Below are 22,016 nucleotides of genomic sequence, written 5' to 3'. Positions count from 1 at the left end.
ACGCCCCGCCGGTCGACGGCGTGCTTGACCGCCAGCGCGGCCAGCTCGGCGTGGTCACTGCCGCCGTGGACGGTCGTGGTCGACACGGCGACGTCGCGGAAGACCGCCGAGAGGTCGACGTCCTGGAACGCGCCGCGGCCGAGGACCTTCGACGGCACCTGGCCGGAGATCGCGAGCACCGGGGCGCCGTCGAGCTTGGCGTCGTAGAGCCCGGTGAGCAGGTTCGTCGAGCCCGGACCGGCGATCGCGAAGCACGCCGCGGGCCGTCCGGTGAGTTTGCCGTACGCGCTCGCGGCGAACGCCGCCGCGCCTTCGTGCCGAATCCCGACGTAGGTCAGCTCGCCGCGGGACTCGGCCCGCCGCAGCGCCTCGGCGAAGCCGAGGTTCGAATGCCCCACCATGCCGAACACGTGCCGGACACCCCAGGCGACGAGCGTCTCGACCAGGACGTCGGCGACCGTCCTGGCCGGGGCCGCCGGCTCGGGCAGCTCGACGAAGACGCCGTCCTCGCGTTCCTCGACCGGGTAGGTGGTGACGGCGTCCCCGAACCCTTCGGGCGGCCGCCCGGTCAGGGGGCCGTAGTCGTAGCCGTGCCAGGGGCAGCGCAGCCAGCCCTTCTCGATCGAGCCTTCGCCGAGCGGGCCGCCCTGGTGCGGGCAGCGGTTTTCCAACGCGCCGAGCCGGGCGCCGCATCGTGACAACGCGACGCTGCGGCCGTCCACGGTGACGCTGCGGACGCGGCCGTCCGCGGGCACGTCGGCGGGATCCACCCGATGCCAGTCCGCCATGTAACGCCTCCAGGTTTCGGGGACACTGCGGTGACGGCAGGCTCAGTGCCCGGAACTCGCCCGGGCGTTACACGAGGAGTTCGGATGGACTGGCAACCCACCAGGCGGTCGCTGCACGGGGTGGCCGAGCTGCTGCTCGCCGGCCCGCAGCACCGCGCGACCGGGCGCATCGACCTGTCCGTGGTCGACGGCGGTTTCGCGACGGTGGCGGGCCCGCCGTTGCGCGTCGAAGGTGACGAGCTCCTCACGGCGTCCGCCCGGCTGCCGCTGGCCGGGCGCACCTTTGCCGAGGTGGCCGCCGAGGCCGGGATCGAGGTGGGCGAACCCGCGGGCGTCTACTCCGGCGGGCCGGGTGTCCGGCCGGACGAGACGATCACCCTCGAGCCGGCCGTGCTGACAGCGCTGCTGCGAGCCTTCGCGGACGGAGACCGCGCGCTGCGCGAGTTCGCGCCGGACGGCACCCCGGTGCTGTGGCCCGAGCACTTCGACGTCGCGATCACCCTGGCCGAGGTCAACTACGGCGTCTCCCCGGGCGATGGCCACCTGGGCGAGCCGTACGCCTACGTCGGCCCGTTCGCCCCGCAGGACGGGGACTTCTGGAACGCCCCCTTCGGCGCCGCCCGCCCGATGCGCGAGCTGACGGACGTGGCCGCGGTGGTGCAGTTCTTCACCACCGGCCGGCGTCTCCACCAAGGACGGTAAGGAGAGAGGCCGGCATGCCTGTCGACGTGCAGACCGAGGTCGTGATCGACCTTCCGCGTGACGTGGTCGCGGGGTACGCGATCGATCCCTCCCACGCGCCGCGGTGGTACGCCAACATCGAATCCGTGGAGTGGGAGACGCCGCCACCACTGGGTGTGGGCTCCCGGCTGGCGTTCGTCGCCCGGTTCCTCGGGCGGCGGCTGGCCTACACCTACGAGATCGTCGAGCTGGTCCCCGGCGAACGGCTGGCCATGCGCACCGCCGAGGGCCCGTTCCCGATGGAGACGACCTACACCTTCGCGGCACGGGGAAACAGCGCCACGCACATGACGTTGCGCAACCGGGGCGAACCGAAGGGCTTCTCGGCGATCAGCGCGCCTTTGATGTCCGCGGCGATGCGGCGGGCCAACCGCAAGGACCTGGCTGCCCTGAAGGCCGTGCTGGAGGGAACTTCCCCTTCGTGAGGGGCGTGACCGGACGGTGCGGCTGGAGCTCTGCCGTCAGCGGTCACGGTTTTCCTGGTCGAAGGTCAGGCCCACGACTTCGCCGTACGGAACCTCGAACACTTCACCGGCGGACGTCGTGACGACCAGGATTCCCTCCTGCCAGACCCGCTTCCAGTGCAGGAGCACGTCCACCGTCGTCCGGGCGGGAATCGTCACCTCGATCTCCTCCTCGAAGGTCCGCTCGTCCTGGGCCACGGCAGCCTGGCTCTGCCGCACCGCTCGTTCGAGCTCACCACGCAGGTGCAGCACGGCCTTCACCTCGATCCCGCCGGACGCGGCCTTCCGCGTCGTCTGCTCGAACCGGACCTCCTGCCGCACGGTCCACGTGCGCCGGGCCTTGAGCCGCCGGACCGACGTGCTGCCGGAGCGCGAGTTGTCCACCGTGCGGGTCTCCGTGCCGAGCGGTTCCTCCCGCCGTCCCGTCTCCACCTGCTGCGTCCGCGTGATCGTCGGTGCATCGGCCACCGCCTGCCGCCCCGATGGGCGAATTTCCAAGTACGAGCGGATGAGGCTTCCGGCGATCGAGACGAGAGCCGTTTCGAGCATCTGCCGTCCTCCAGCTGGTCAAGAGGTCTGGTCGACGAAGTCAACCTGTGATTGTGACACCTTCCTCCCGGTTTCGGTGGTAGCAGGCGGTGGTGTGGCCGACCTTGCCTTCGGCGCGTCCTTTGTGGACGTAGGCCGCGCCGGGCCCCGGCTCAACTTGGATTATGATCGTACTAACATGAGGGGCATCGGTCCGGTGAGTGGAGGCGCGCGTGGTGCGGTACGCGAAAGAGCACAAGCAGGCGACGCGGCAGCGGATCATCGAGACGGCCGGGCGCCGGCTCAAGCGCGACGGGATCGACGGCTCCGGGGTCGCCACGCTCATGAAGGACGCGGGCCTCACCAACGGGGCCTTCTACGCCCACTTCGAATCCAAGGAAGACCTGGTCGCCACCGTGGTCTCCGAGCAGCTGCGCGGCCAGCGCGAGTGGCTCGCCGCGTTCCCGCCCGGCCGCGACGGCGTCGAGCGGATCGTGCGCACCTATCTCTCGCCCGAGCACCGCGACAACCCCGAAGAGGGCTGCCCGTCCGCCGCGCTGCTGGACGAGATCGGCCGCTGCACGGACCCGACCAAGGAGAGCTACACCGGCAGCGTGCTGGCGGTCGTCGACGACATCGCCGCCCGGCTGGCACCGCAGGACCCGCCGTCGGCGCGGGTCAAGACGCTCGGCATCTACGCCCTGATGGTCGGGACCCTGCAGCTCGCTCGCGCCGTTACCGACCGGCAGCTTTCCGACGACATCCTGGAGCAGGGGATCCGCAACGCGCTGATGGCGCTGGACGCGTCCGAGGGCTGAGGACCGCCGCGGCGCCCGGCGGAGGGCGGCCCGGCCCGGATCGGCGTCATCTCGGGGTCGTGAGGTACGGCCCCGGGTTGCTGCCGGGGCGGGCACCGTCGGCGAGCCAGCGGAGGAAGCCGCTGCGGTCGCGGTGTTCGATCTCGTCGAGGTAGTCCTGGCGGCGCTGGACCAGGTGCCGGCGGGCCGGTACGTCGTGGGTGACGAGCAGCCGGCAGTAGCTGCGCTGCCAGGCCGCGCACAGCTCGTCCGTGCTCAGCTCCGCGATCGGGCGGGCCGGCGGGGCGACCTCGTGGGGTCCGGACCGGAGGGATTTGCGCCGCAGGCCGGCCACCAGCACGGCCGAGGCGAGAACGACCACCAGGGCCGCCGTCAGCCGGCCGCCCAGGGTCGCCACCATCCCGGAGACGGTGAAACACAGCGCGAAGAAGATCCCCGCGGCGACGGCGCCGGCCCGCAGGTCCACCGCGCGCGGGCGGGCCGGGCCGGCGCGCCGGACGTGCGGGGCGATCACGGCGGCGAGCGTGCCGATCGCCGGCCCGAGCAGGAGCAGGCCGACCAGGCCGCCGACGGGCGTGCTCAGCACGCCGATCGTCGCGAAGAAGCCGACGACGAGCGTGGCCGCGGTCCAGGCCGTGCGTGCGGGCATCGTCCGCCTCCGCGTTCGGGGCGGGTGCGGGCCGCCGGCCCGGCACCGCCGTCGGGATCGTGAACGCCGAGGTCTGGGGCGGAATCCTGACTTTAGCCGACGTCGCGGCCCGAGCGCACTCGCCGGCCGGACCACTCGGTCAGCGCTGCCGGTCCGTGCGGCCGCCGCGTACGGTGGGTGACCCGCCCCGGACCCCGGCGAGTGCCCGTCGACTGCCGACCGAACCGGGGTGTGCCGTGGAATCACCGCTGGAAGACCTCTACGACGAGTACCCGGTGGGCTGGGTCCTCACCTACCGGCGCCGCCGGACGCCCGGCCCGCCGTTCGGCGCTTGCGCGGCCGGAGTGGTCCTCGGACCGCCCGTGCGGGACGCGTGCACCGGCCTCGAATCCATCCCGCTCGCCTCGCTCGACGGCGGCCCGACGGTCTGGGTGCCGGACCGGGACGTGATCGGCATCGAGCCCCGCCGCCCCCCGGACGGCGGGGCCGTGCCGGCGCCTCGCCGACTTACGTCCACAAAGGACACCGCGGGCGGAGATCACCCGCCTGGCTGACGACTGTGCGCCCCGGCCCGGCTTAGGCTGGACGTCACGCCCCGGACCCCGGCGCACCCGAACCCGACTGAGCGAGGTGGCGGCATGGGCACGGCCGAGGGCACCGGAGCCGGCGCGGACCGGACCTGGCCGGCGAGGCACGGCGGCGGCTACCCGCCGGGCTGGCAGGTCCGCTACCGCGGCCGGCGCGCGCGGACCGATCCCGGCCTGGCCGGACCGCCGGCGGGCCAGGAGCGGATCGGCACGATCGCGAGGCCCACCCTGCGCGACGAGCACACCGGCGTCACCTGGGTGGCGGTCCGGCCGTTCTGCGCGGCCCCGCACACACCGCTGCGGCTGGTGCGGGCGACGGACATCATCGACGCCCGGCCGCCGGGCGAACCGGCGCCCGCGACAACCGTGGTGGACGACGAAGACCGGGACCCCGTCGTGGTCGTGGAGTTGCCCGAACGCGGTCCCGGCTAGGGCCGGTGTGACAGTGGCCCGCTTCCGGACCCGTCCTCGCGTGAATCTGCACACGCATCCGGAAGGTCCGCGGACCGGTGATGAAATCGTTGTGGCACAAAGGTTTCACTTCGGCCGTTCGGCGGAGTAGCGGTGTGTGCGGGCTCGGTAGCCTCTCGGTGAGAAGTGTCTCGTCCCGGACCCCGGCGGTGCACGATTCCTCGGGAAGGTTCGGGAGGCCGCATCATGGGCGTGCGCCGGCAGGAAGCGTTCGGGCAGCGGGCCGCCGCGGAAGAGCGTGGGGCGCGTGCCGGGGAACCCGGGCTGGGCACCGCGGTGGCTCTGACCGGCTTCCTCGCCGCCACCAAGATCGCGGAGACCGCCACGGGGGTCGTGCTGTCCGCGGCCGGGGTGCTGCGCCGCGCGAAGACCCCGCCGGAGCACGCGGCCGCGCCCGGCGGAGAGTGAGCAGGAGACCGTGGCCGTCCCGGCACCGGCCGAGGTCGCCACCGGGCCGGCCTCGGCGCCGTGGTCGGCGTTCATCGGCGGGACCGATCTGGCGGCGCGGCCGGATCAGCCGAGAGCGGTGTCGAGGGTGACCGCGGCGTCGATGAGGGCCAGGTGCGTGAACGCCTGCGGGAAGTTGCCGAGCTGCTCGCCGGTCGGTGAGATTTCTTCCGCGTACAGGCCGACGTGGTTGGCGTAGGTCAGCATCTTCTCGAAGGACGTGCGCGCTTCCTCCAGCCGGCCCGCTCTGGCCAGCGCCTCGACATAGGCGAAGCTGCACAAGGAAAACGTGCCTTCGGAGCCGGCGAGCCCGTCCGGGGACGTGGCCGGGTCGTAGCGGTAGACCAGGCTGTCGGTCACCAGGCCGGCCTGGATCGCGTCGAGCGTCGACAGCCACAGCGGGTCTTTGGCCGGGATGAAACCGGTGCGGGGCATGCGCAGGAGTGCCGCGTCCAGCTCGTCACCGGTGTCGTGCTGGACGAAGGCGTTGCGCGTCCGGTGCCAGCCGCGCGCGAGGATCTGGCCGTGGATGCTGTCGCGCTGCCAGGTCCAGTCCTCGACCGGGGCGGGGCGCCCGTGGACGGCGGCCAGGCGGATGCCGCGGTCGAACGCGACCCAGCTCATCAGGCGGCCGTAGGTGAAGCGCTTGCGGCCGCCCCGGGTCTCCCAGATGCCTTCCTCCGGCTGGTCCCAATGCTCGCCGAGCCAGTCGAGGGCCGCGCGCAGCGCCGTCCAGCCCTGCTGGGGGAGCTCGAACCCGGCGCGGTCGGCGGCGAAGATGCTGTCGAGGGCTTCGCCGTAGATGTCGAGCTGGAGCTGGCCGGCCGCGTCGTTGCCGATCCGGACGGGGCCCGACCCGCGGTACCCCGACCAGTGCGCCAGGCTTTCCTCGTGCAGGTCCGAGGTGCCGTCCACGCGGTAGAGCACGGCGAGCGGCCCGCTGGTCCCGCCGCCGCCTTCGCGGATGCGGTCGCCGAGCCAGCTCCCGAACCGCGCGGCCTCCTCCGCGAAGCCGAGCGACAGCAACGCCGAAACCGAGAACGACGCGTCGCGCACCCAGGTGTAGCGGTAGTCCCAGTTGCGTTCGCCGCCGAGTTCTTCGGGCAGCCCGAGGGTGGGGGCGGCGACCAGGCCACCGGTCGGCGCGTAGGTGAGCAGCTTGAGGGTGATCGCGGAGCGGGTCACCATCTCCCGCCAGCGGCCACGGTAGGTGGACCGGGCCAGCCACCCGCGCCACCAGTCCACAGTGGACCTGAAGAGCTCCTCGAACTCGGCGACGCGGATCTCGCGCGGCGGCTCCGCGGCGTCGGTCTCGAGCACGACCCCGCGGACCTGGCCGGCGGTCAGGGTCAGGCGCAGGTGGACGTCCCCGCCTTCGACGCGGGCCTCCGCGAGGTGCTCGTCGCCCGGCTCGCGGACCGCCTGCAGCACCAGGGAAGTCTCGCGGGCGACGAACACGGCCCCGTTCGCGACGAGCATCGCCTGGTGCGGGCGGCGCCCGTAGTCGAACCGGGGCGCGACCACCACGTCGAACGTCATCCGGCCGCGGACGCAGCGCACGAGCCGGGCGATGCGGTGCCGGGTCGTGGCGGTGCCGTCGCACGGCGGCATGAAGTCGATCACTTCGCCGATGCCGTCCGGGCCGGAGAAGCGGGTGATCAGCACCGCGGTGTCCGGGTGGTACATCTGCGAGCTCGCGCACGCTCCGGCCGGGCGGATGCGGAACCGGCCGCCGCGCTCGTCGTCGAGCAGGGCGCCGAAGACCGACGGCGAATCGAACCGCGGCGCGCAGAACCAGTCGATCGAGCCGTCGGTCGTCACCAGCGCGGCGGTCTGCAGGTCACCGATCAGCCCGTGCTCGGCGATCGTGGTTTCGGTCATCTTTCCTCCATCGGCACCGGGGATCTCCTGGGGTGCACCGTCGCGGGAGCGGGACCGCACTGCCTCATCCCCGCGGGGTGAGGTGGCCCGGGCCACCCGCACGCCACTGTGTGCGCCACCCGAGCAGGAAGGCCCGCCGATGATCGTGCTGCCCCTCGCCCTCGCCCAGTTCGTCGCGAGCTACGCGGCGACCACCATGACCGTGGCCGTGAGCGCGATCGCCGCCGATCTCGGCACCACGGTGATCGGCGTGCAGACGGCGATCACCGTGTTCACCCTCACCATGGCGTCGCTCATGGTGCCCGGCAGCAAGCTGAGCGATCTGCTGGGCCGCAAGCGGTGCTTCCTGGCCGGGCTGGCGGTCTACGGCGCCGGCGCGCTGCTGGCCTCGGCCGCCCGCGGGCCGGGCCTGCTGCTCGTCGGGTACTCGCTGCTCGGCGGGATCGGGTCGGCCCTGATGATCCCGCCGATCTACATCCTGGTCACCGTGACCAGCCGTGACCTCACGGCCCGCGCGCGGGCCTTCGGCGTCGTCAGCGGAGCCGGTGCGCTGGGCGCGGCGGCGGGGCCGCTCGTCGGAGGCCTGGTGACGACGTGGCTCGGCTGGCGCGCGTCCTTCCTCCTGCAGGTGCTCCTGGTCGGCCTGATCGTCGTACTGGCCCTGCGGATCACCGAGCCGGCGGCGCCGCCCCGCGGAACGCGGTTCGACGTCGGCGGCGCGATCCTTTCGGCGGCCGGCCTGTTCTTCGTCGTCTTCGGCGTCCTGCAGACGGGGACCTACGGCTGGCTGGAGTCACGGGCGGACTTCTCCGTCGGCGGGGTGGTGCTGCTGCCCGCCGGCGGGCTGTCGCCGGTCTGGCTGTTCGCCGGGATCGGGGCGGGCTTCCTGTTCGGGTTCTTCGCCCATGTCCGGGCGCGGGAGCGGAAGGGCCGGGAGCCGCTCGTGCCGTCCGGCCTCTTCCGTGACCGCGTCACCGGACTCGGGCTGCTGACCCAGCACGTGCAGTGGCTGGTCCTGCAGGGGGCGTTCTTCGTGGTGGCGGTCTTCCTGCAGCAGGTCCGCGGGTACGACGCCGTCGAAACCGGGCTCATGCTGACCCCCGCGACGATCGGCATCCTCGGTGCGTCGGCGGCGGCGGGGCGGATGGCGCGCCGGCACGCCCCGCGCGGCCTCGTCCGGGCCGGCTTCCTCGTCGCCGTCGCCGGTCTGTTCCTCGTGCTGCTGCTGGTCCGCGTCGATTCCGGGGTGGCGAGCGCGGTGCCCGGCCTCTTCCTGCTCGGTGCCGGCGTCGGCATCATGCTGACGGCCTCGGTGAACCTGGTGCAGTCCCGCTTCCCGGACTCCGCGCAGGGCGACATTTCGGGAGTGTCGCGCAGCGTGTCGAACCTCGGCTCGTCGGTGGGGACCGCGCTGGCCGGGTCCGTCCTGGCCGGGACGCCGCACCTCGGCGGGCGCTCCTTCGCGCTGGCTCTCGCGACCCTGGGCGTCGTGGCGATGGCCGGGCTGGTCGCGGCCCTGCTGTTGCCGGCGTCCGACTGAAGCGTCCTCAGTGGACGATCGCCGGTGCCGGACCGCGGTGACGATCACCCGCAGGACCACGCCCAGCACCACGAGGTCCGCCACCATCTGGAGGGTCACCAGCACCCGGGCGGCGGTGGAGACGGGGGTGATGTCGCCGAAGCCGACGGTGGTGAACACCGTGACCGCGAAGTACAGCGCATCGGTTCGCGTCAGCCCCGTGCCGAACGAGTCCGCGCTCTCCCGGGCGAGCACGTAGTAGCCGTCGGCGAACAGCAGCAGGAAGAGCGGGAGGATGAGGGCCAGCGCCTGGACCCCCTGCCAGGCCGGGAAGGGCGAGCGCAGGATCATCCGGACTTCGCCGACGACCAGCAGCACCACGACGGCGAGCCCGGCGGTGAAGAGGACCACCGGCCACGGTCCCAGGCCCTGGTCGACCGGGAGCAGGTAGTAGAGGCAGACCAGCGCCGTGACCGTGAGCAGCGGCCGCAGCACCGCGAGGTGGACGAACCGCCACCGGCGTGCGGCGCTCAACGCGCGAGGGCCTTCCGCTTGAGCTCCTGGTATTCCGCGTCGTCGATGACGCCCTCCTCGAGCAGCCGCCGGGCTTCGGCGATCTGGGTCGCGCCCGTGCTGTCCGATGTGGACACCGAGCGCACGTAGTCGTCGAACCGGTGCCGCGCGGCCGCTTCGCGGGCTCGTTGCCGCTCGAGGACGTGCCTGCCCTGGGTGAGCAGGTAGAGCAGGACGCCGAAGACGGGCAGCACGATCAGCAGCACCGTCCAGCCCGCCTTGGCCCAGCCGGACACGTCGGCGCGGCGGAACAGGTCGCCGAAGGCCACGAACAGCAGCCAGAACCAGGCGATCCAGCAGAAGAACACCAGCATCGTCCACATGAGATTCAAAAACGGGTATTCCGCGCTCGCCAAGGTCATGACATCTCCTCGTCGGGGATCGGGCCGGGCACGCTCGAGCGTGCCCGGCCCACTCGACCGGATCCCGGGCGAACCCGCCTCACCCGGTACGGGTGGGGCGAGCGCGGGTCAGACCGTGAAATCGGCGACTTCGGTGTCGAGCAGCCCGCGTTCCCGCGCGATCGCCACGGCCTCCCGCCGGCTGCGGACGTCGAGCTTCGCGTAGATGCCGCGGACGTGGGTCTTGACGGTGTTCGGCGAGACGGTCAGGTCCTGGGCGATCTCGTCGATCGACCGCTGCGTGGGCAGCAGCCGCAGGACGCCGCGTTCGCGTTCGGTCAGCGGGGCCGGCATCGGCGGGGTGCGCAGCCGGCGCCGGACGGCGAGGATCTCGCCCGCGAACCTCTCCCCGGCGCCCAGCCCGCCCAGCCGGCTGGTCAGGAACCCGATCAGCTCGGGCGGGGCGAAGACGAACGGGAACCGGACGCCGGTGGGTTCGGCGGCGCGCAACGCCTCGTCCAGCAGCCGGACCGCCCGGTCCCGTGTCCCGGCCGCCAGCGCGGCCTGCACGCCGATCAGGGAAGCCTCGATTGCGGCCCACGCCAGTTCCATCGGCGCCTCCCCGTCCACCAGGGACCGCAGCACCGAGCTCGCCGCGTGGTGCCGGCCGAGCCGCAGCTGGGTCCGGGCGCGCATCAGCAGCAGTTCGCCCGAGCCGGCCAGGACCGGCAGGGCCCAGCGGACGGTCTCCCTGGCCTGGCCCGCCGCACCGAGCCGCAGGGCCGCGCGTTGTTCGAGCACGGCGCAGAGGGCGGCGTGGCCGGCCGGGCAGCTGCGTCCGGTGCCGAGGCGGGTGCGGGCCCGGCGCATCCGCCGCAGCCCGGCGTGCCAGCCGCCGAGCTCGAACTCGGCGGCGCCGCGCAGGGTTTCCGCGAAGAGCCGCAGTTCCCGGGCCGCCCGCGCCGGGGCGTCACCGAGGAGCTGGCCGATCCGCTTCGCGTGCTTCAGGCAGTCGGCCGGCTCGCCGGACAGCAAGGCCCCGTACGCCAGCAGCGCACCGGCTTGAGCGCCCTGGAGCGACCGCGGGGGATCCTGGCGCGGCAGGCGGGCGCCGGCCCGGCGGGCCAGCGTCTCCATCGCCCGGTAGTCGCCGTCGTGGCAGGCCAGCTCGGCCAGCATGGTGAGGCACTGGGCGACCGTGAAGTCCTGGTGGACCTGCTCGGCCGTGCCGAGGACCCGCAGCAGGGCTTCCCGGGCCGGCTCGCGCTCGTCGCGGGCGATGAGGACACCGGCGCGGTGCAGGGCGGCCAGGCCGCCCAGCCCGGCGTCGGCGGCCGCCTGCTCGTCGACCTGCCCGGCCATCCGCGCCGCCTGGGCCGGGGTGTGGTCGAGCTGGGCCAGCCAGGAGTACGTCAGCTGCCGCAGCACGGTCAGCTCCGGCGTCGGCCGGTCCGGCCACGACGCCTCCGCCCGGGCCAGCACCAGGCCGGCAGCCGACGTTTCGGCGGCTTCCAGGCACAGCGCGGCCGAGACGAGGGCCGCCGGCGGATCGGCCGCGATCCGGCGCTCCTCCAGCAGGGTGAGGGCCGACCGCAGGACCGGGTGCTCCCCGGCGAGGAACAGCGTCACGGCGTGCTCGCGCAGCAGCTCGCCGACCCGGGCGGGATGGCCCGAACGGACGCTGTGGAGCAGCGCCTGCGCGGGCCGGTCGTGCTCGGCGAACCAGCGGGCCGCCTTCGCGTGCAGGGCCCGGGTCCGGTCCGGTGCCAGCCGCTGGAGCTCGGCGCGCAGGTAGGTGTGCAACATCGGCAGCACCCGGTGGTGCGGCGGCGTGCCGCCGGAATCGACCACCTGGGCGGCCGGCTCGCCGAGTTCGCGCAGCATCGCCTCGGCGTCCGCGCGCCCGGAAAGCACCGGCGCCAGCCCGGCCGGGACCTCGTCGCAGATGCTGATCGTCCGCAGCAGCTCCCGCTGCGCCGGGGTGAGGGGGGCGAGGACCTCGTCGGTCAGGTAGCCGAGCACGGTGCTGTCGCGGCCGGCGGAGAAGTCCCGCAGGCTGCCGTGCCGGGCCGCGGACGCCGCGGCCAGCCGCAGTCCGGCCGGCCAGCCCCCGGTCCGGGCGACCAGCTCGCCGACCTGGTCCCGCGGGATCGCCGACCCGGCGCCGGCGAACAGGGTGTCCGCCTCTTCGGCGGTGAACCGCAGCCGGGCGGCGCCGATCTCGACGAGCCGGTCCGCGAGCCGGGCCCGGCCCAGGGGCAGCGGCGGTTCCCGCCGGCTCGAAAGGGCCAGGCACAGGCCCGCCGGCTGGTGGCGGACCAGCGCCCGCAACCCGTGCCACGGACCGGGCGCGGTGATCTCTTGAGCGCTGTCGAGGACGAGCACGACGGGTCCGGGCAGGGCGTCGAGCGCGTCGGCGACCTGGGCCAGGAAGGTGAGATCGGTGCTCGGCACCTCGGGGACCGCCAGCTGCCGCAGCGGGTTGCCGTCCGGGATCCGCCCGCAGCGGCCGAGGGCTTCGAGGACCGCGGACCAGAAGAGCCGCTCGTCGTTGTCGTCGGTGTCGGCGGACAGCCAGGCGACCGCGCCGCCGTCCCGGCGCCGGGCCCATTCGGCGAGCAGCACGGTCTTGCCGAACCCGGCCGGGGCGCCGACGAAGACCAGGGCCGCTTCGCCGGCTCCGTCGAGGGTGGTGCGCAGCCGCGGCCGCGGCACGAAGTCCGCCGGCGGCCCGGGAACGGTGATCTTGCTTTTCGGTACGCGTCTTCGGGACGGGACGTCGTGGCACTGCCGCATGTCCGTTCCTCCTTGGTTATCGGTTCCGGATAATCCCGGCGGATCCTGCCACGCAATTGCTCGGCTCACCCGCTGCGGGCGAAGAGAACAGCGGTCGCCGGCACAATCGTGTGCCGGGTGAAAAATCGTGGAGATTCTGCGGAGAAACCGCGTCCGCTATTTGCCGCTTCCCGGTTCTGCTGGCTCGGGCCCGGCGAGGTCGTGGTCATGGACGTGGTGCGGACCGGCGGGATCAGCGCCGGTTCGGTGCTGCTCGGGCTGGCCGTCGCGCTGTCCGCCCTGACCCCGGTGGCCGAGCTGCGGACGGGCGTCCGCGCCGGTGCCGACCTGGTCGCGCGGCTGGTCTTCCTGCCGGCGCGGGGCTGGTCGGTGGCGGTGATGGTGCTCGACGTGGCGATCGTGGCCCGCGCGTGGTTCTCGGCGGGCCGGGCCCGCCGCAGCGGGGGAGCCCGGTGAGCCGCGCGGGCGTCATCGGCCTCGCGGCGGGGGCGAATTACGTCTTCCGGGGCGGCGGTGCCATTCCGGAACGGGCCGCCGAAGGCGTCGAGGATTTCCGTGGGGTGCTCGTCGTGCCGGTGCCGCCGGACACGATAGTTTTCGGTACCGTTGTCGATACCGGAAGCCTTCCGGCGATCCTGCGCCGGCTCGAGGCACTGGGGATGCACGTGCAATCCGTGCACCGGGTCCGGGAACTGCCGCCGGCGGTGCACCGCGCCGGCGGGTGAGCGGCCCGGCGCCGTCACCCGCACGGGATGATTCGTCACGACGCGGCGGCCGCGGTCACGTGCCCGGTCCGGATCGCCTGCCGCAACGCGGCGTGGTCGCGTTCGTTCTGGTCGGCGCAGGCCGCCGCGAACTGCCGGACGGCCTCGGCGAACGCGGGGCCGGAGCCCAGGTAGGCGGCGATCGCCAGCGCGTCCCCGGTGCGCGCGTGCGCCCGGGCCAAGGTCCACCCGCACAGCCGGGCGTGGGCGCGCAGGACGTCCGGGGTCATCGCGGTGACGTCGCCGTCGGTCTGGTCGTCGCGCAGCCGGCGGACGTGGAAGTCGCTCGCGCGGCCGTCGAAACCGGCGGTGCGGGCCCAGCCGAGGAAGACGTCGCCGGTGGCCTGGATCAGCCGCTGGCCGGCGACCACCCGCCGGCCGGGACCGCCCGCCACGGCGGCGCCGGTGTAGTCCTGCAGCACCGACGGCCGGGCTTCCTTCAGCTGCAGGAAGAGCGGGTCCCCGGTGCCGGTGCGGACGAGCAGCGCCACCCAGCACCGCGTGCCCGCGTCGGACGGCCCGGTCACCGCGCGGGCCGCGTCGGCGAGCCGGTACCGGTCCAGCAACGCCCGGCGCGCGGGCCCGAGCGTGCGGCGGTACTGCGCGAGCACGGCGCCGAGGCGGTCGGTCAGCGTCGCCGGGTCGCCGTCCCCGGCCAGGTGCCCCGCCGGGACGACCGAAGGCGGGCGCGCGGCCAGCCGCAGCTGCCCGTCGCGGATTTCGGTCAGCCGCCGGAGCCCGGGGACGCGGCGCTTCCCGGCGCCCAGCCGGTGGACGGCGACCACGCGCAGCGTCCGGGCGTCGGCGGGAGCGGAGAAGATGTCGAGCGACGTGCGGCGCGCGAAGTCGTGCATGGCCACGCGGTAGGCCTCGACCGCGGCGAGCACGCTGCGCCGCCGCGGGCCCGCCGCGTGGCCGTACTCCCGGCCGGTGACCTCGAAGCTCGCGGCCAGCCGCTTGACGTCCCATTCCCACGGTGCGGGCAGCGTTTCGTCGAAGTCGGCGAAGTCGAACACGAGGCGGCGGCCCTGGGCGGTGAACAGGCCGAAGTTGGCGAGCTGGGCGTCTCCGCACGCCTGGACGGCGAACCCCGTCCGCGGGGTCAGGGCGAGGTCGGCGGCCGCGGGGAGGGCCGCACCGCGGAAGTAGGCCAGCGGCGAGGCGGCCATCCGGCCGTACCGCAGCGGCCGCAGTTCCGGGACGCGGTCGCGGTCCTGGCGGGCCAGCAGCGTGAGGGGATCGGGGCGCCGGAGCGAGCCGGGGAACTCGGCGTGGCCCTCCGCCGGTACGGCGGCGCGCGCGGCCCGGGCCCGGGCGAGCCGCACCTCGGGTGCCGCGGTGTCCCTGTCAGTGAGAGTCATGGCACGGATCGTCGGGCGCGGAACCGGCCGGGGCGTCGCCCGCCGGGGGTGAAGCGGGGAGTCATCCACCACGGGTGACGACCCGCGGCGGCACGAGCCGCAGGGTGATCCGTGGAGGTGCGGTGATGACGAAGCGGACGACGAGCGGCCGGCACTGCGGCGGGTGCGCCGCGGGGATCTCCCCGCCGCCCGGCCCGGTGTCGCCTCGCTTCGCCATCCCGTCCGGCCGGCCCCCGCGGCGCTCTCGGGGGAGTGCGCGGGGCCGGCGAACCTCCCACCGGGCCGCGGCGGCGCTCGGGGGCGCCGCCGCGGCCCTGCTCGCGTGATTTCCGGTGGCTACCACCGGTCCCGCTGCGGGGCTTCGTCGAAGGCCTCGCGCAACCGGGCCTCCTCGACGTCGGACAGGTTGGTGCTGAGCAAGGTGGCACCGGTTTCCTTGAACGGCTCGACGACCCGGTCCAGCACGGTGTCCTCGGACATCACGAACAGCGCGGACGTCCCGGGCGTGACCTGCGAGCGGACGGTGTCGATGAACTCTTCGTCGATCCCGACGTGGCTCAGCGATCCGGTGAGCGCGCCGATCGCCGCGCCGACGGCCATGCCCAGCAGCGGCACGAGGAAGATGAGGCCGAACAGCAGGCCCCAGAAACCACCGCCCAGCGCGCCGGCGCCGGTCAGGGAGCCGAGGTCCTTGGTCTTCGGCTTCTTGCGGCCTTCCGGCCAGGTCACGTAAGCCGCATCGGCGATCGTGATCAGCTGCTGCTTCTGCAGCTGCCGGAGCAGATCCAATGCGTTTTCGGCACCTTCGACGGTCGGGAACCGCCACACGGTCAACGTGGACACGACGTCCTCCTCGGTTCTGGATCGGTGGTCGTGCCGCACTGTTTCCGGGGAGTGGACGACCGGCATCGCCCACGCCGTGTGAGCCGCGGCGCGGCCGCGAGCGAGGCCGCTGATCTCACCTGGGGCGGGCGAGGCCCGGCCGACCGGCGACCGACCATGATCGCCCGGGTCCACCGCCCGTCGAGGAACGAGGAAGAAGGATCATGACCGAACCCATGCAGCCCCGGAGCCCGGTGACCGGTGCCCGGGCCCAGCTCCCACCGGACCAGGCCGTCGCCCGGTCGCGGCGGGTCGGCTGGATCTGGTTCGCCGGGACGATCACCGTCCTGGCCGGACTCTTCACCGCGGTCGAAGGCGTGGTCGCGCTGTTCGCCCGGGACTACTACGTGATCGGCCCGGCCGGGCTGCTCGTCTTCAGCCTCACCGGCTGGGGCTGGCTCCACCTGATCGTCGGCGTTCTCGTCGTGCTGACCGGGATCGCCCTCTTCACCGGCGCGCAGTGGGCGCGGGTCGTCACGGTCGCGCTCGCCGGGTTCAACGCACTGGCGCAGCTGGTTTTCCTGTCCGCGTACCCGTTCTGGGGCGTCCTGGTGATCGCCCTCGACGTGCTCGTGATCTGGGCCGTCATCGTGCACGGCGACGAAGCCACCTACGAAATCTGGTGACCCTGGTATCCCGGTCGGACGCCGGTGATCAGTACAGTCGAGCCTCCGCCCGGCGTCGACCGCGGATCCGGGGCGAATTCTCCCGACAGCCGAGAGGTTCCCGTGCCCGATCCAGCGACGCTCCCGTTCCGGCCGATCCCCGGTGGCAAGGTCGCGGTTCCGCGGCTGCCGGGCATCTTCGTTCCCCGTCCGCGGGTGGTGGCGCTGCTGGACCGCGCCACCACCCGGCCGGTCACCGTGGTCCGGGCCCCGGCCGGGGCCGGCAAGACCACCGCGCTGGCCGGCTGGGCCGGCGACGGCCACGACGTCGCCTGGGTGTCCCTGGACGAGGACGACAACGACGAGGCCCGGCTGTGGGCGGCGATCCTCAGTGCACTGCGCCGCTGTCCCGCGGTGCCCGGCGACCGTGGTCTGGACCGGCTCGGCCCGCCGTCACCCGGGCGGCAGCGGGCCTTCCTGGCCGATCTGGAGGACGCGCTGGCCGGGGTCGCCCGCCCGGTGCGGCTGGTGCTGGACGACCTGCAGGAGATCTCCGGCGCGGAACCCCTGGTGGCCCTCGGGGCCCTGGCTCGGCACCTGCCCGCCGCGGTGCGGCTCGTGCTCGTCACCCGGGTCGAACCGCGGCTGCGGCTGGCCCGGCTGCACGTCGAAGGCGTCCTGTCCCGGGTGGACGCGGCCGAACTCCGGTTCACCACGCGGGAAACCGCGAACCTGCTGCGGGCCACCGGGAGAGCGGTGAGCGACGAGCGCCTCCGGGAGCTGACCGAACGCACCGGGGGCTGGGCCGCGGCGCTGGGCTGGGCCGCGGTTTCGGCGCGCGAAGCCGGCGACGCGGACGGGCCGGCCGTCTCCGTCACCGGCGACGAGCGTGCCGTGGCGCGGTTCTTCGCCGACGAAGTCCTCGCGCGGTTGCCCACGGCGACGTCCGATCTCCTGCTGTGCCTCAGCGTCTGCGACGTCGTCAGCACGACACTCGCGGTCCGCCTGTCCGGCCGCGCGGACGCCGGGGCGAGACTGGACGAACTCGAACGCACGATGGGTCTCGTCACCCGCACGCCCGCCGACACCTACCGGCTCCCGCCGCTGCTCCGCGGATTCCTGCGGGCCCGGCTGGCCCGGCAGGACTCGCGGCGGGTGCCGCGGCTGCACGGCATCGCCGCTCGCTGGTACGCCGGCGAAGGCCGGTTCGGGGAGGCGCTCCGGCACGCCGTGGCGGGCCGCGACCGGCCGCGCGTCCTCGCCCTGACGCGGGACCACGGCGTGCGCCAGGTCCTGACCGGTGACGGTGAGCCGGTGCGGATCGCGCTCACCTACCTGGGTGCCGCGACGGTCGCCGCCAGCCCGCCGCTGCGGCTGGCCTCGGCGCTCGAGAACATCCAGCGCGGGCTGCCCGCCGAAGCCGTGGCCGACCTCGGCGCGGCGGACCACCCGGTGTGGCCCCTCGTCGCCCGCCAGCTGGCCCTGGTGACCGGGAAACGCCCCCCGGACCACGACCTTCCGGCGGCGCGCCCGCCCGGGCTCGACGCCTGGTTCACCCTCGACCGCGCGTGGCGGTCGCTGCACCGCGGGGCCCGGCGGCACGCCGTCACCCGGGGACAGGAAGCCCTGCGCCTGGCGCACGGGGACCGGCTGGACCACCTGGTGCTCCACAGCCGGCTGGCGCTGGCCGTCGCCACCGCCCTCGGCGGCGATCACCCGGCGATGCGGCGGGCCTGCACGGGAGCGCTCGCCGTCGCGCGGCGGCACGGCTGGCGCCGTTCCCCCGGCGTCGCCGAATGCCACCTGATGCTGGCCTACGACGACCTGATGCGCGCCGAGCCGGTCGCCGCGGCCCGCGAGCTGGCCCAAGCGGCGTCGGCGGAGGTACCCGGCGGCGCGCCGCTGGTGGGCCCGCTGCGCGAGTTCCTCGAAGGCATGGTGCGCTTCGACGACGGCGACCGCACGGCAGGCTCCCAGGTCATGCGCGGGGCGCGGCACCGGCTCGCCGGTCTGGACCTGCCGCCCGAGATCGTCGCGGTGTGCGCGGTCGCCGAATACCACGCGGCCCTCGCCCTCGCCGAGGGACTGCACGCGGCCGAAGTGCTCGCGTGGATGCACGAGCGTCTGCCCGGTAGCGGCGAGCTGGCCATCCTGCGGGTCCACGCGCACCTGGCCGCGGACGAACCGGCCGCGGCCGAAGCGGTCCTGCGCGAAACCGGTGCGGCGACCGACCTGTTGCCGGCCACCCCGGTCGACCGGTGCCTGGCGGAGACCGCGCTGGCGCTGCGTTCGCACCGGCGGACCAAAGCGTGGCACGCCCTCGACCGCGCCCTCGCCTTCGCCCGGCCGAACGGCCTGGTGCGCCCGTTCGCCCTCGCCGAGCCGCAGATCGGGCGCCTCCTGATCGACCATTCCGGCGGATTCGGCTCACTGGACCGGTTCGCGCAGGCGGTGCGCGGCCGGCTCGTCCCGCACGCCCCGCCCAGCGGCCTGACCGACCGCGAACAGGTGGTGCTGCAACGCCTGCCGTCCCAGCGATCCCTGGACGAGATCGCGTCCGACCTCACCGTTTCGGTCAACACCGTGAAGACGCACGTGCGGGCCATCTACGGCAAGCTCGGGGTGAACAACCGGCGGTCCGCGGTCGTGGTGGCGCGCCAGCACGGCCTGACCTGAGCCTCACCCGTCGTCCCGGCGCGGTGCGGACAGCAGCGCCTCGGCCCAGCGGGCCCGCGGGTCGACGTCCACCAGCAGGGCCTTGGCGAGCAGCGTCGCCGGCACGGCGAGAACGGCGCCGAGCGGGCCCAGGAGCCAGGTCCAGAACACCAGCGCCAGCACCGTGACCAAAGTGGACAGACCGACCGAGCCGGCCACGAACCGCGGCTGGATCAGCGACTGCACCACGAAGTTCAGCACGGCGTACACGACGAGCACCACGAACAGGCTGCGCCAGCCGCCGTCGAGCAGCGCGATGAGCGCGGGCGGGGCGACCCCGATCACGAAGCCCACGTTCGGGATGTAGTTGGTGACGAAGGCGAGCAAGCCCCACAGCAGGGCGCCCGGGACACCGAGCAGGGCGAGTGCGGTGGTGTCGAAGGCGGCCACGAGCCCGCCGAAGACGGTCGTCACGACCAGGTACCGCCGGGTGCCCGACGCGAAACCGCGCAGGGCCGCGGAAATCCACGGCCGGTCCCGCGCGATCCGGCCGAGGCGTTGCCCCGCCCACGCCGTTTCGGCGCTGAGGAACAGCAAGAGGGCGAAGAGGAAGGCCAGGTTCGTGACCAGGCCGCCGACGCCGGCGAGCAGGGAGCCGGCCAGGCCGACGAGTTTCCCGGTGTCGAGGGACGACACCATGGCGCGCAGCTCCGGTTCGCCGACCCCGAACCGGCCGAGGACGGTCAGCCCGTCGCGCAGCAGTTCGTCGACCCGCCCGGTGTAGTGGGGGAGCAGGGCCGACAGCTGCGCGACGGAAACCACGAAGACGAGGAAGAAGCCGAGCAGGATCGCGTACACGGTGACCACCAGCACGCCGACGGTCAGCCAGCGCGGCAGGCCCCGGCGTCGCAGCCAGGTCCGCACCGGATCGAGGGTGATCACGACGACGAGGGCGAGGAAGACCGGCCCGGCGAACCAGGCGACGGCCCGGATCCCGGCCAGCACGACCACCACGGCGGCGGCGCCCAGCAGCACGACGAGCGCGCGGGGGGTGCCGCCGGTCCCGTGGTCGTTCTCGGGTGGCCACGGGACCGGCGGCGGGTGCGCGCCGCCGCCGAACCGGTCGGCGAGTCCCCGGAACGGGCGATGCGCCCGCCGATCGCCGGTCGCGGCCCGGCGCCGCCGGGGCTTGCGGAACCGGCGGGCCGGCGGATCGGTGAGCGTTGCTCGCACCATGCGTACCTCCCGGAGACGGGCAGCGGCAGAGCCGATCGTGTCCGGTCCCGGTGCCCTGGTCGTCACCCGGCGCGGGCGAAAGCGAAGCACCCGCTGCGGCGCAAGTGGATCCGGCCCTCGCCGCCGCCGCGGTGTGCCGTGGGGGAGTGCGCCGGTATTTCGTCCCGGAGCGGGAGTGCGGTGCCAGGAGACACCATCACCGGCGCCGGGGAACTCGGCGCCGGTGATGCCGGGCAAACGGATCGGATTGTCGGTCCCGGGCTCCTGATCTCCGCTCAGGGGCCCGTGGCCGCGGCGCAGGCGAGGGCTGCGTCGAACAGGCCCACCCCCGTGGCGACGAGTGCGGGGGTGCAGATGGCGATCCGGACACCCGGGCTCGGGAAGGGGAGGGACGCCGCACCACAGATGCCCCGCTTGGTGGCGGTGAGAACGTAGCCTCGAAGCTCGAGGAAAGTGGTGCAGTCCCCCGCGCTTTCGACCGTGACGGGGCCTTCGCTCCGGACCGCTTGGGCCGTGCCGATGGATGAGAACGCCGCCGGCACCTGCACAGCGGGTTCGGATGCGCCGGCGGTTGTGGTTCCTCCGGTGATCGCGGCTCCGGCCGCGATCGAGACCAGTGCCGCTCGCTTCGTCAGGATTGTGATCTTGCGCAAGATTCTCTCCTTTGCGTGCTCGCTCGGTTCGGTGATGTGGTGACGAGGGTCAGCACGGCATGATTCGGTACACAGTGGACCAGCCGACACCCGAGCGTTGTACGGCGTAGGCCCCGGGCATGTTCCAGGTCGAGCCGGTGAGGAACTGGAGGAGTGGCTGGGTGCCACGCGTCTGGTTGTTCTCCCACGACCCCGTCGTGGACCACGGGATGACGTGCCACTGGCCGCACTGCTTCATGCCGATGTGCGCGCCGCCGAAGTACTCGCCCTGATAGGCGCAGAACCACTTGTAGTTCGCGCCGCCCTGGCACTCGGGGATGGGAGCCGCGGCGCTCAGGGCACGTGGCCGGGCCTCTCCGGGGACCGGGATGTTCAGCACCGCTCCGGGTAACTCGATCCGGTTCGGTGCGACCTGCCGGGCCTGGTCGCCCAGCTTCGACAAATACCGGGCGACCGTTTCCTGAAGGCCGCCGGCTTGCTCTTCGGACAGCCCGGCGGCGCGCGCCTGGCCGACGAAGTCCGAGGAACTCTCCGCCGCGGTGGCCGGTGTGGACATCAGCACCGTGGCCATGAGCGCTACCACCGCGCCCACAACACGGGAAAGCTTTGTCGGCATTTCTTTATCCCCCTTCTCGTGGATCGGCACTCCGTTGTCGGAGTGCCGCGGGTTACCCGTTCCGCCGCACCGCCCAAGGTGGGCCACCGGTTCACCCTGACTTCACCGCGTTGTGGCAATCGCCTGGTCAGCGGTCGTCCGGCGGGGTGCGGGTGGAGTAGTAAGGAAGAGGGGGAGGTGGGCATCGTGGCGATGGAGCTGCGGGTGCTCGGACAGGTCGAGTTGCGGGTCGATGGCCGGGTGGTGGAGGTCGGTCACGCGCGGCAGCGGTGCGTGCTGGCGGTCCTGCTGGTGGAGGCGAACCGGGTCGTCACGACGGAGCAGCTGCTGGACCGGGTGTGGGCGGACCGGTTGCCGTACAACGCCCGGCGGGTGGCGAGCAACTACGTGTCACGGCTGCGACGGCTGCTGGTGGGCGACGTCGCGGTGGTGCGCCGGGGCGGCGGGTACGTGCTGGAGGTGGATCCGGAGGCGGTGGACCTGCATCGGTTCCGCCGGCTGGTGGAGCAGGCGCGCGGGCGCGAAGACGCACGGGCGCTGGCGCTGTTGGAGGAGGCGGCGGGGCTGTGGCGAGGTGAAGCCTTCGAAGGCCTGGAAACGCCGTGGATCGCCACGGTCCGCGAAGGCCTGCTGCGCGAGCG

At 73.6% G+C, this 22,016-nt stretch carries 24 protein-coding genes and 1 pseudogene; 12 read left to right on the top strand and 13 right to left on the bottom strand.

Annotated elements, in window-relative coordinates; all coding sequences use genetic code 11:
* Positions 1–788, bottom strand: a 788-nt coding sequence (locus CCN39_RS38045) for a thiamine pyrophosphate-binding protein (RefSeq protein WP_143264304.1), incomplete at its 3' end; no start/stop codon positions are given.
* Between the two features lie 84 nt (positions 789–872).
* Between CCN39_RS38045 and CCN39_RS38040 the strand changes: the two genes are divergently transcribed.
* Positions 873–1,490, top strand: coding sequence for a hypothetical protein (locus CCN39_RS38040; RefSeq protein ID WP_086850617.1), 618 nt, complete (start codon positions 873–875; stop codon positions 1,488–1,490).
* 14 nt (positions 1,491–1,504) lie between these two features.
* Positions 1,505–1,954: an SRPBCC family protein gene (locus CCN39_RS38035; protein WP_086850615.1), complete on the top strand. Its 450-nt coding sequence runs from the start codon at positions 1,505–1,507 to the stop codon at positions 1,952–1,954.
* A 36-nt stretch (positions 1,955–1,990) separates the two neighbouring features.
* On the opposite strand, the gene CCN39_RS38030 is transcribed toward CCN39_RS38035, so the two are convergent.
* Positions 1,991–2,542: a hypothetical protein gene (locus CCN39_RS38030; protein ID WP_086850613.1), complete on the bottom strand. Its 552-nt coding sequence runs from the start codon at positions 2,540–2,542 to the stop codon at positions 1,991–1,993.
* Between the two features lie 215 nt (positions 2,543–2,757).
* Between CCN39_RS38030 and CCN39_RS38025 the strand changes: the two genes are divergently transcribed.
* Complete coding sequence (locus CCN39_RS38025) at positions 2,758–3,339, top strand: TetR/AcrR family transcriptional regulator (protein WP_244211182.1); 582 nt, start codon at positions 2,758–2,760, stop codon at positions 3,337–3,339.
* A gap of 46 nt (positions 3,340–3,385) precedes the next feature.
* Here the strand turns inward: CCN39_RS38025 and CCN39_RS38020 are convergent, their stop codons facing one another.
* Entirely contained in the window at positions 3,386–3,988 is a 603-nt protein-coding gene (locus CCN39_RS38020) for a hypothetical protein (protein WP_086850611.1), read from the bottom strand.
* Between the two features lie 236 nt (positions 3,989–4,224).
* Here CCN39_RS38020 and CCN39_RS38015 point away from each other — a divergent pair, with 236 nt between their 5' ends.
* The 3 genes from CCN39_RS38015 to CCN39_RS38005 all read left to right on the top strand — a co-directional run bounded on the left by CCN39_RS38015 (position 4,225) and on the right by CCN39_RS38005 (position 5,454).
* Complete coding sequence (locus CCN39_RS38015) at positions 4,225–4,542, top strand: hypothetical protein (RefSeq protein ID WP_086850609.1); 318 nt, start codon at positions 4,225–4,227, stop codon at positions 4,540–4,542.
* Between the two features lie 84 nt (positions 4,543–4,626).
* On the top strand, positions 4,627–5,007 hold the full coding sequence (locus CCN39_RS38010) for a hypothetical protein (RefSeq protein ID WP_086850608.1): 381 nt from the start codon (positions 4,627–4,629) through the stop codon (positions 5,005–5,007).
* A gap of 225 nt (positions 5,008–5,232) precedes the next feature.
* Positions 5,233–5,454 (top strand): hypothetical protein, encoded by a 222-nt coding sequence (locus CCN39_RS38005; protein WP_086850606.1) that lies wholly within the window; start codon positions 5,233–5,235, stop codon positions 5,452–5,454.
* 105 nt (positions 5,455–5,559) lie between these two features.
* Here the strand turns inward: CCN39_RS38005 and CCN39_RS38000 are convergent, their stop codons facing one another.
* Entirely contained in the window at positions 5,560–7,374 is a 1,815-nt protein-coding gene (locus CCN39_RS38000; RefSeq protein WP_086850605.1) for a glycoside hydrolase family 15 protein, read from the bottom strand.
* Positions 7,375–7,513: 139 nt separating this feature from the next.
* On the opposite strand from CCN39_RS38000, the gene CCN39_RS37995 reads away from it, so the two are divergent.
* On the top strand, positions 7,514–8,914 hold the full coding sequence (locus CCN39_RS37995; RefSeq protein ID WP_086850603.1) for an MFS transporter: 1,401 nt from the start codon (positions 7,514–7,516) through the stop codon (positions 8,912–8,914).
* A gap of 90 nt (positions 8,915–9,004) precedes the next feature.
* Here CCN39_RS37995 and CCN39_RS52165 read toward each other — a convergent pair.
* The 3 genes and pseudogenes from CCN39_RS52165 to CCN39_RS37980 form a co-directional block, all read right to left on the bottom strand.
* A pseudogene (locus CCN39_RS52165) lies at positions 9,005–9,244 on the bottom strand (potassium channel family protein); the annotation flags it as partial.
* A gap of 179 nt (positions 9,245–9,423) precedes the next feature.
* On the bottom strand, positions 9,424–9,828 hold the full coding sequence (locus CCN39_RS37985; RefSeq protein WP_086850602.1) for an SHOCT domain-containing protein: 405 nt from the start codon (positions 9,826–9,828) through the stop codon (positions 9,424–9,426).
* 108 nt (positions 9,829–9,936) lie between these two features.
* Positions 9,937–12,603 (bottom strand): LuxR C-terminal-related transcriptional regulator, encoded by a 2,667-nt coding sequence (locus CCN39_RS37980; RefSeq protein ID WP_086850600.1) that lies wholly within the window; start codon positions 12,601–12,603, stop codon positions 9,937–9,939.
* Between the two features lie 207 nt (positions 12,604–12,810).
* Between CCN39_RS37980 and CCN39_RS37975 the strand changes: the two genes are divergently transcribed.
* Positions 12,811–13,059: a hypothetical protein gene (locus CCN39_RS37975; protein ID WP_244211181.1), complete on the top strand. Its 249-nt coding sequence runs from the start codon at positions 12,811–12,813 to the stop codon at positions 13,057–13,059.
* Entirely contained in the window at positions 13,056–13,328 is a 273-nt protein-coding gene (locus CCN39_RS37970) for a DUF8691 family protein (RefSeq protein ID WP_208630575.1), read from the top strand. The genes CCN39_RS37975 and CCN39_RS37970 overlap by 4 nt, the downstream gene beginning before the upstream one ends.
* A 35-nt stretch (positions 13,329–13,363) precedes the next feature.
* Here CCN39_RS37970 and CCN39_RS37965 read toward each other — a convergent pair whose 3' ends face one another.
* From CCN39_RS37965 to CCN39_RS37960, 3 genes are all read right to left on the bottom strand, one after another.
* Positions 13,364–14,728, bottom strand: a complete 1,365-nt coding sequence (locus CCN39_RS37965; protein WP_086850596.1) for a DUF2252 domain-containing protein — start codon at positions 14,726–14,728, stop codon at positions 13,364–13,366.
* Between the two features lie 61 nt (positions 14,729–14,789).
* A complete protein-coding gene (locus CCN39_RS50365; RefSeq protein ID WP_158104582.1) occupies positions 14,790–14,945 on the bottom strand; it encodes a hypothetical protein in 156 nt (51 codons plus the stop codon).
* Between the two features lie 119 nt (positions 14,946–15,064).
* The gene (locus CCN39_RS37960; protein ID WP_086850594.1) at positions 15,065–15,571 is read right to left on the bottom strand and encodes a DUF1269 domain-containing protein; all 507 of its coding nucleotides are present in this window, start codon (positions 15,569–15,571) and stop codon (positions 15,065–15,067) included.
* A gap of 203 nt (positions 15,572–15,774) precedes the next feature.
* Between CCN39_RS37960 and CCN39_RS37955 the strand changes: the two genes are divergently transcribed.
* Together CCN39_RS37955 and CCN39_RS37950 are read left to right on the top strand one after the other, a co-directional pair.
* A complete protein-coding gene (locus CCN39_RS37955) occupies positions 15,775–16,236 on the top strand; it encodes a DUF7144 family membrane protein (RefSeq protein WP_086850592.1) in 462 nt (153 codons plus the stop codon).
* Positions 16,237–16,338: 102 nt separating this feature from the next.
* Complete coding sequence (locus CCN39_RS37950; protein ID WP_086850590.1) at positions 16,339–18,891, top strand: winged helix-turn-helix domain-containing protein; 2,553 nt, start codon at positions 16,339–16,341, stop codon at positions 18,889–18,891.
* Positions 18,892–18,894: 3 nt separating this feature from the next.
* Here CCN39_RS37950 and CCN39_RS37945 read toward each other — a convergent pair whose 3' ends face one another.
* The 3 genes from CCN39_RS37945 to CCN39_RS37935 all read right to left on the bottom strand — a co-directional run bounded on the left by CCN39_RS37945 (position 18,895) and on the right by CCN39_RS37935 (position 21,330).
* Positions 18,895–20,106, bottom strand: coding sequence for an AI-2E family transporter (locus CCN39_RS37945; RefSeq protein ID WP_086850588.1), 1,212 nt, complete (start codon positions 20,104–20,106; stop codon positions 18,895–18,897).
* 275 nt (positions 20,107–20,381) lie between these two features.
* Positions 20,382–20,759, bottom strand: coding sequence for a hypothetical protein (locus CCN39_RS37940; protein WP_143264303.1), 378 nt, complete (start codon positions 20,757–20,759; stop codon positions 20,382–20,384).
* Positions 20,760–20,808: 49 nt separating this feature from the next.
* A complete protein-coding gene (locus CCN39_RS37935) occupies positions 20,809–21,330 on the bottom strand; it encodes a hypothetical protein (RefSeq protein WP_086850583.1) in 522 nt (173 codons plus the stop codon).
* 222 nt (positions 21,331–21,552) lie between these two features.
* On the opposite strand from CCN39_RS37935, the gene CCN39_RS52650 reads away from it, so the two are divergent.
* On the top strand, positions 21,553–22,016 hold a 464-nt coding region (locus CCN39_RS52650; protein WP_279629609.1), incomplete at its 3' end, for an AfsR/SARP family transcriptional regulator.

This window comes from Amycolatopsis kentuckyensis, assembly GCF_002155975.1.
Classification (GTDB): Bacteria; Actinomycetota; Actinomycetes; order Mycobacteriales; family Pseudonocardiaceae; genus Amycolatopsis; species Amycolatopsis kentuckyensis.
The sequence above is the reverse complement of the archived record's forward strand: the minus strand, read 5'-3'. Positions and strand labels throughout refer to the sequence as shown.

Excerpts from the sequence above, each read along its gene's own strand:
- CCN39_RS38000 (WP_086850605.1), bottom strand. The coding sequence starts at position 7,374 with ATGACCGAAACCACGATCGCCGAGCACGGGCTGATCGGTGACCTGCAG.
- CCN39_RS37975 (WP_244211181.1), top strand. The coding sequence starts at position 12,811 with ATGGACGTGGTGCGGACCGGCGGGATCAGCGCCGGTTCGGTGCTGCTC.
- CCN39_RS50365 (WP_158104582.1), bottom strand. The coding sequence starts at position 14,945 with ATGGCGAAGCGAGGCGACACCGGGCCGGGCGGCGGGGAGATCCCCGCG.
- CCN39_RS37985 (WP_086850602.1), bottom strand. The coding sequence starts at position 9,828 with ATGACCTTGGCGAGCGCGGAATACCCGTTTTTGAATCTCATGTGGACG.
- CCN39_RS38020 (WP_086850611.1), bottom strand. The coding sequence starts at position 3,988 with ATGCCCGCACGCACGGCCTGGACCGCGGCCACGCTCGTCGTCGGCTTC.
- CCN39_RS37955 (WP_086850592.1), top strand. The coding sequence starts at position 15,775 with ATGACCGAACCCATGCAGCCCCGGAGCCCGGTGACCGGTGCCCGGGCC.
- CCN39_RS37995 (WP_086850603.1), top strand. The coding sequence starts at position 7,514 with ATGATCGTGCTGCCCCTCGCCCTCGCCCAGTTCGTCGCGAGCTACGCG.
- CCN39_RS37945 (WP_086850588.1), bottom strand. The coding sequence starts at position 20,106 with ATGGTGCGAGCAACGCTCACCGATCCGCCGGCCCGCCGGTTCCGCAAG.
- CCN39_RS38040 (WP_086850617.1), top strand. The coding sequence starts at position 873 with ATGGACTGGCAACCCACCAGGCGGTCGCTGCACGGGGTGGCCGAGCTG.
- CCN39_RS38010 (WP_086850608.1), top strand. The coding sequence starts at position 4,627 with ATGGGCACGGCCGAGGGCACCGGAGCCGGCGCGGACCGGACCTGGCCG.
- CCN39_RS37965 (WP_086850596.1), bottom strand. The coding sequence starts at position 14,728 with ATGACTCTCACTGACAGGGACACCGCGGCACCCGAGGTGCGGCTCGCC.
- CCN39_RS38030 (WP_086850613.1), bottom strand. The coding sequence starts at position 2,542 with ATGCTCGAAACGGCTCTCGTCTCGATCGCCGGAAGCCTCATCCGCTCG.
- CCN39_RS38035 (WP_086850615.1), top strand. The coding sequence starts at position 1,505 with ATGCCTGTCGACGTGCAGACCGAGGTCGTGATCGACCTTCCGCGTGAC.
- CCN39_RS38005 (WP_086850606.1), top strand. The coding sequence starts at position 5,233 with ATGGGCGTGCGCCGGCAGGAAGCGTTCGGGCAGCGGGCCGCCGCGGAA.
- CCN39_RS37935 (WP_086850583.1), bottom strand. The coding sequence starts at position 21,330 with ATGGCCACGGTGCTGATGTCCACACCGGCCACCGCGGCGGAGAGTTCC.
- CCN39_RS37980 (WP_086850600.1), bottom strand. The coding sequence starts at position 12,603 with ATGCGGCAGTGCCACGACGTCCCGTCCCGAAGACGCGTACCGAAAAGC.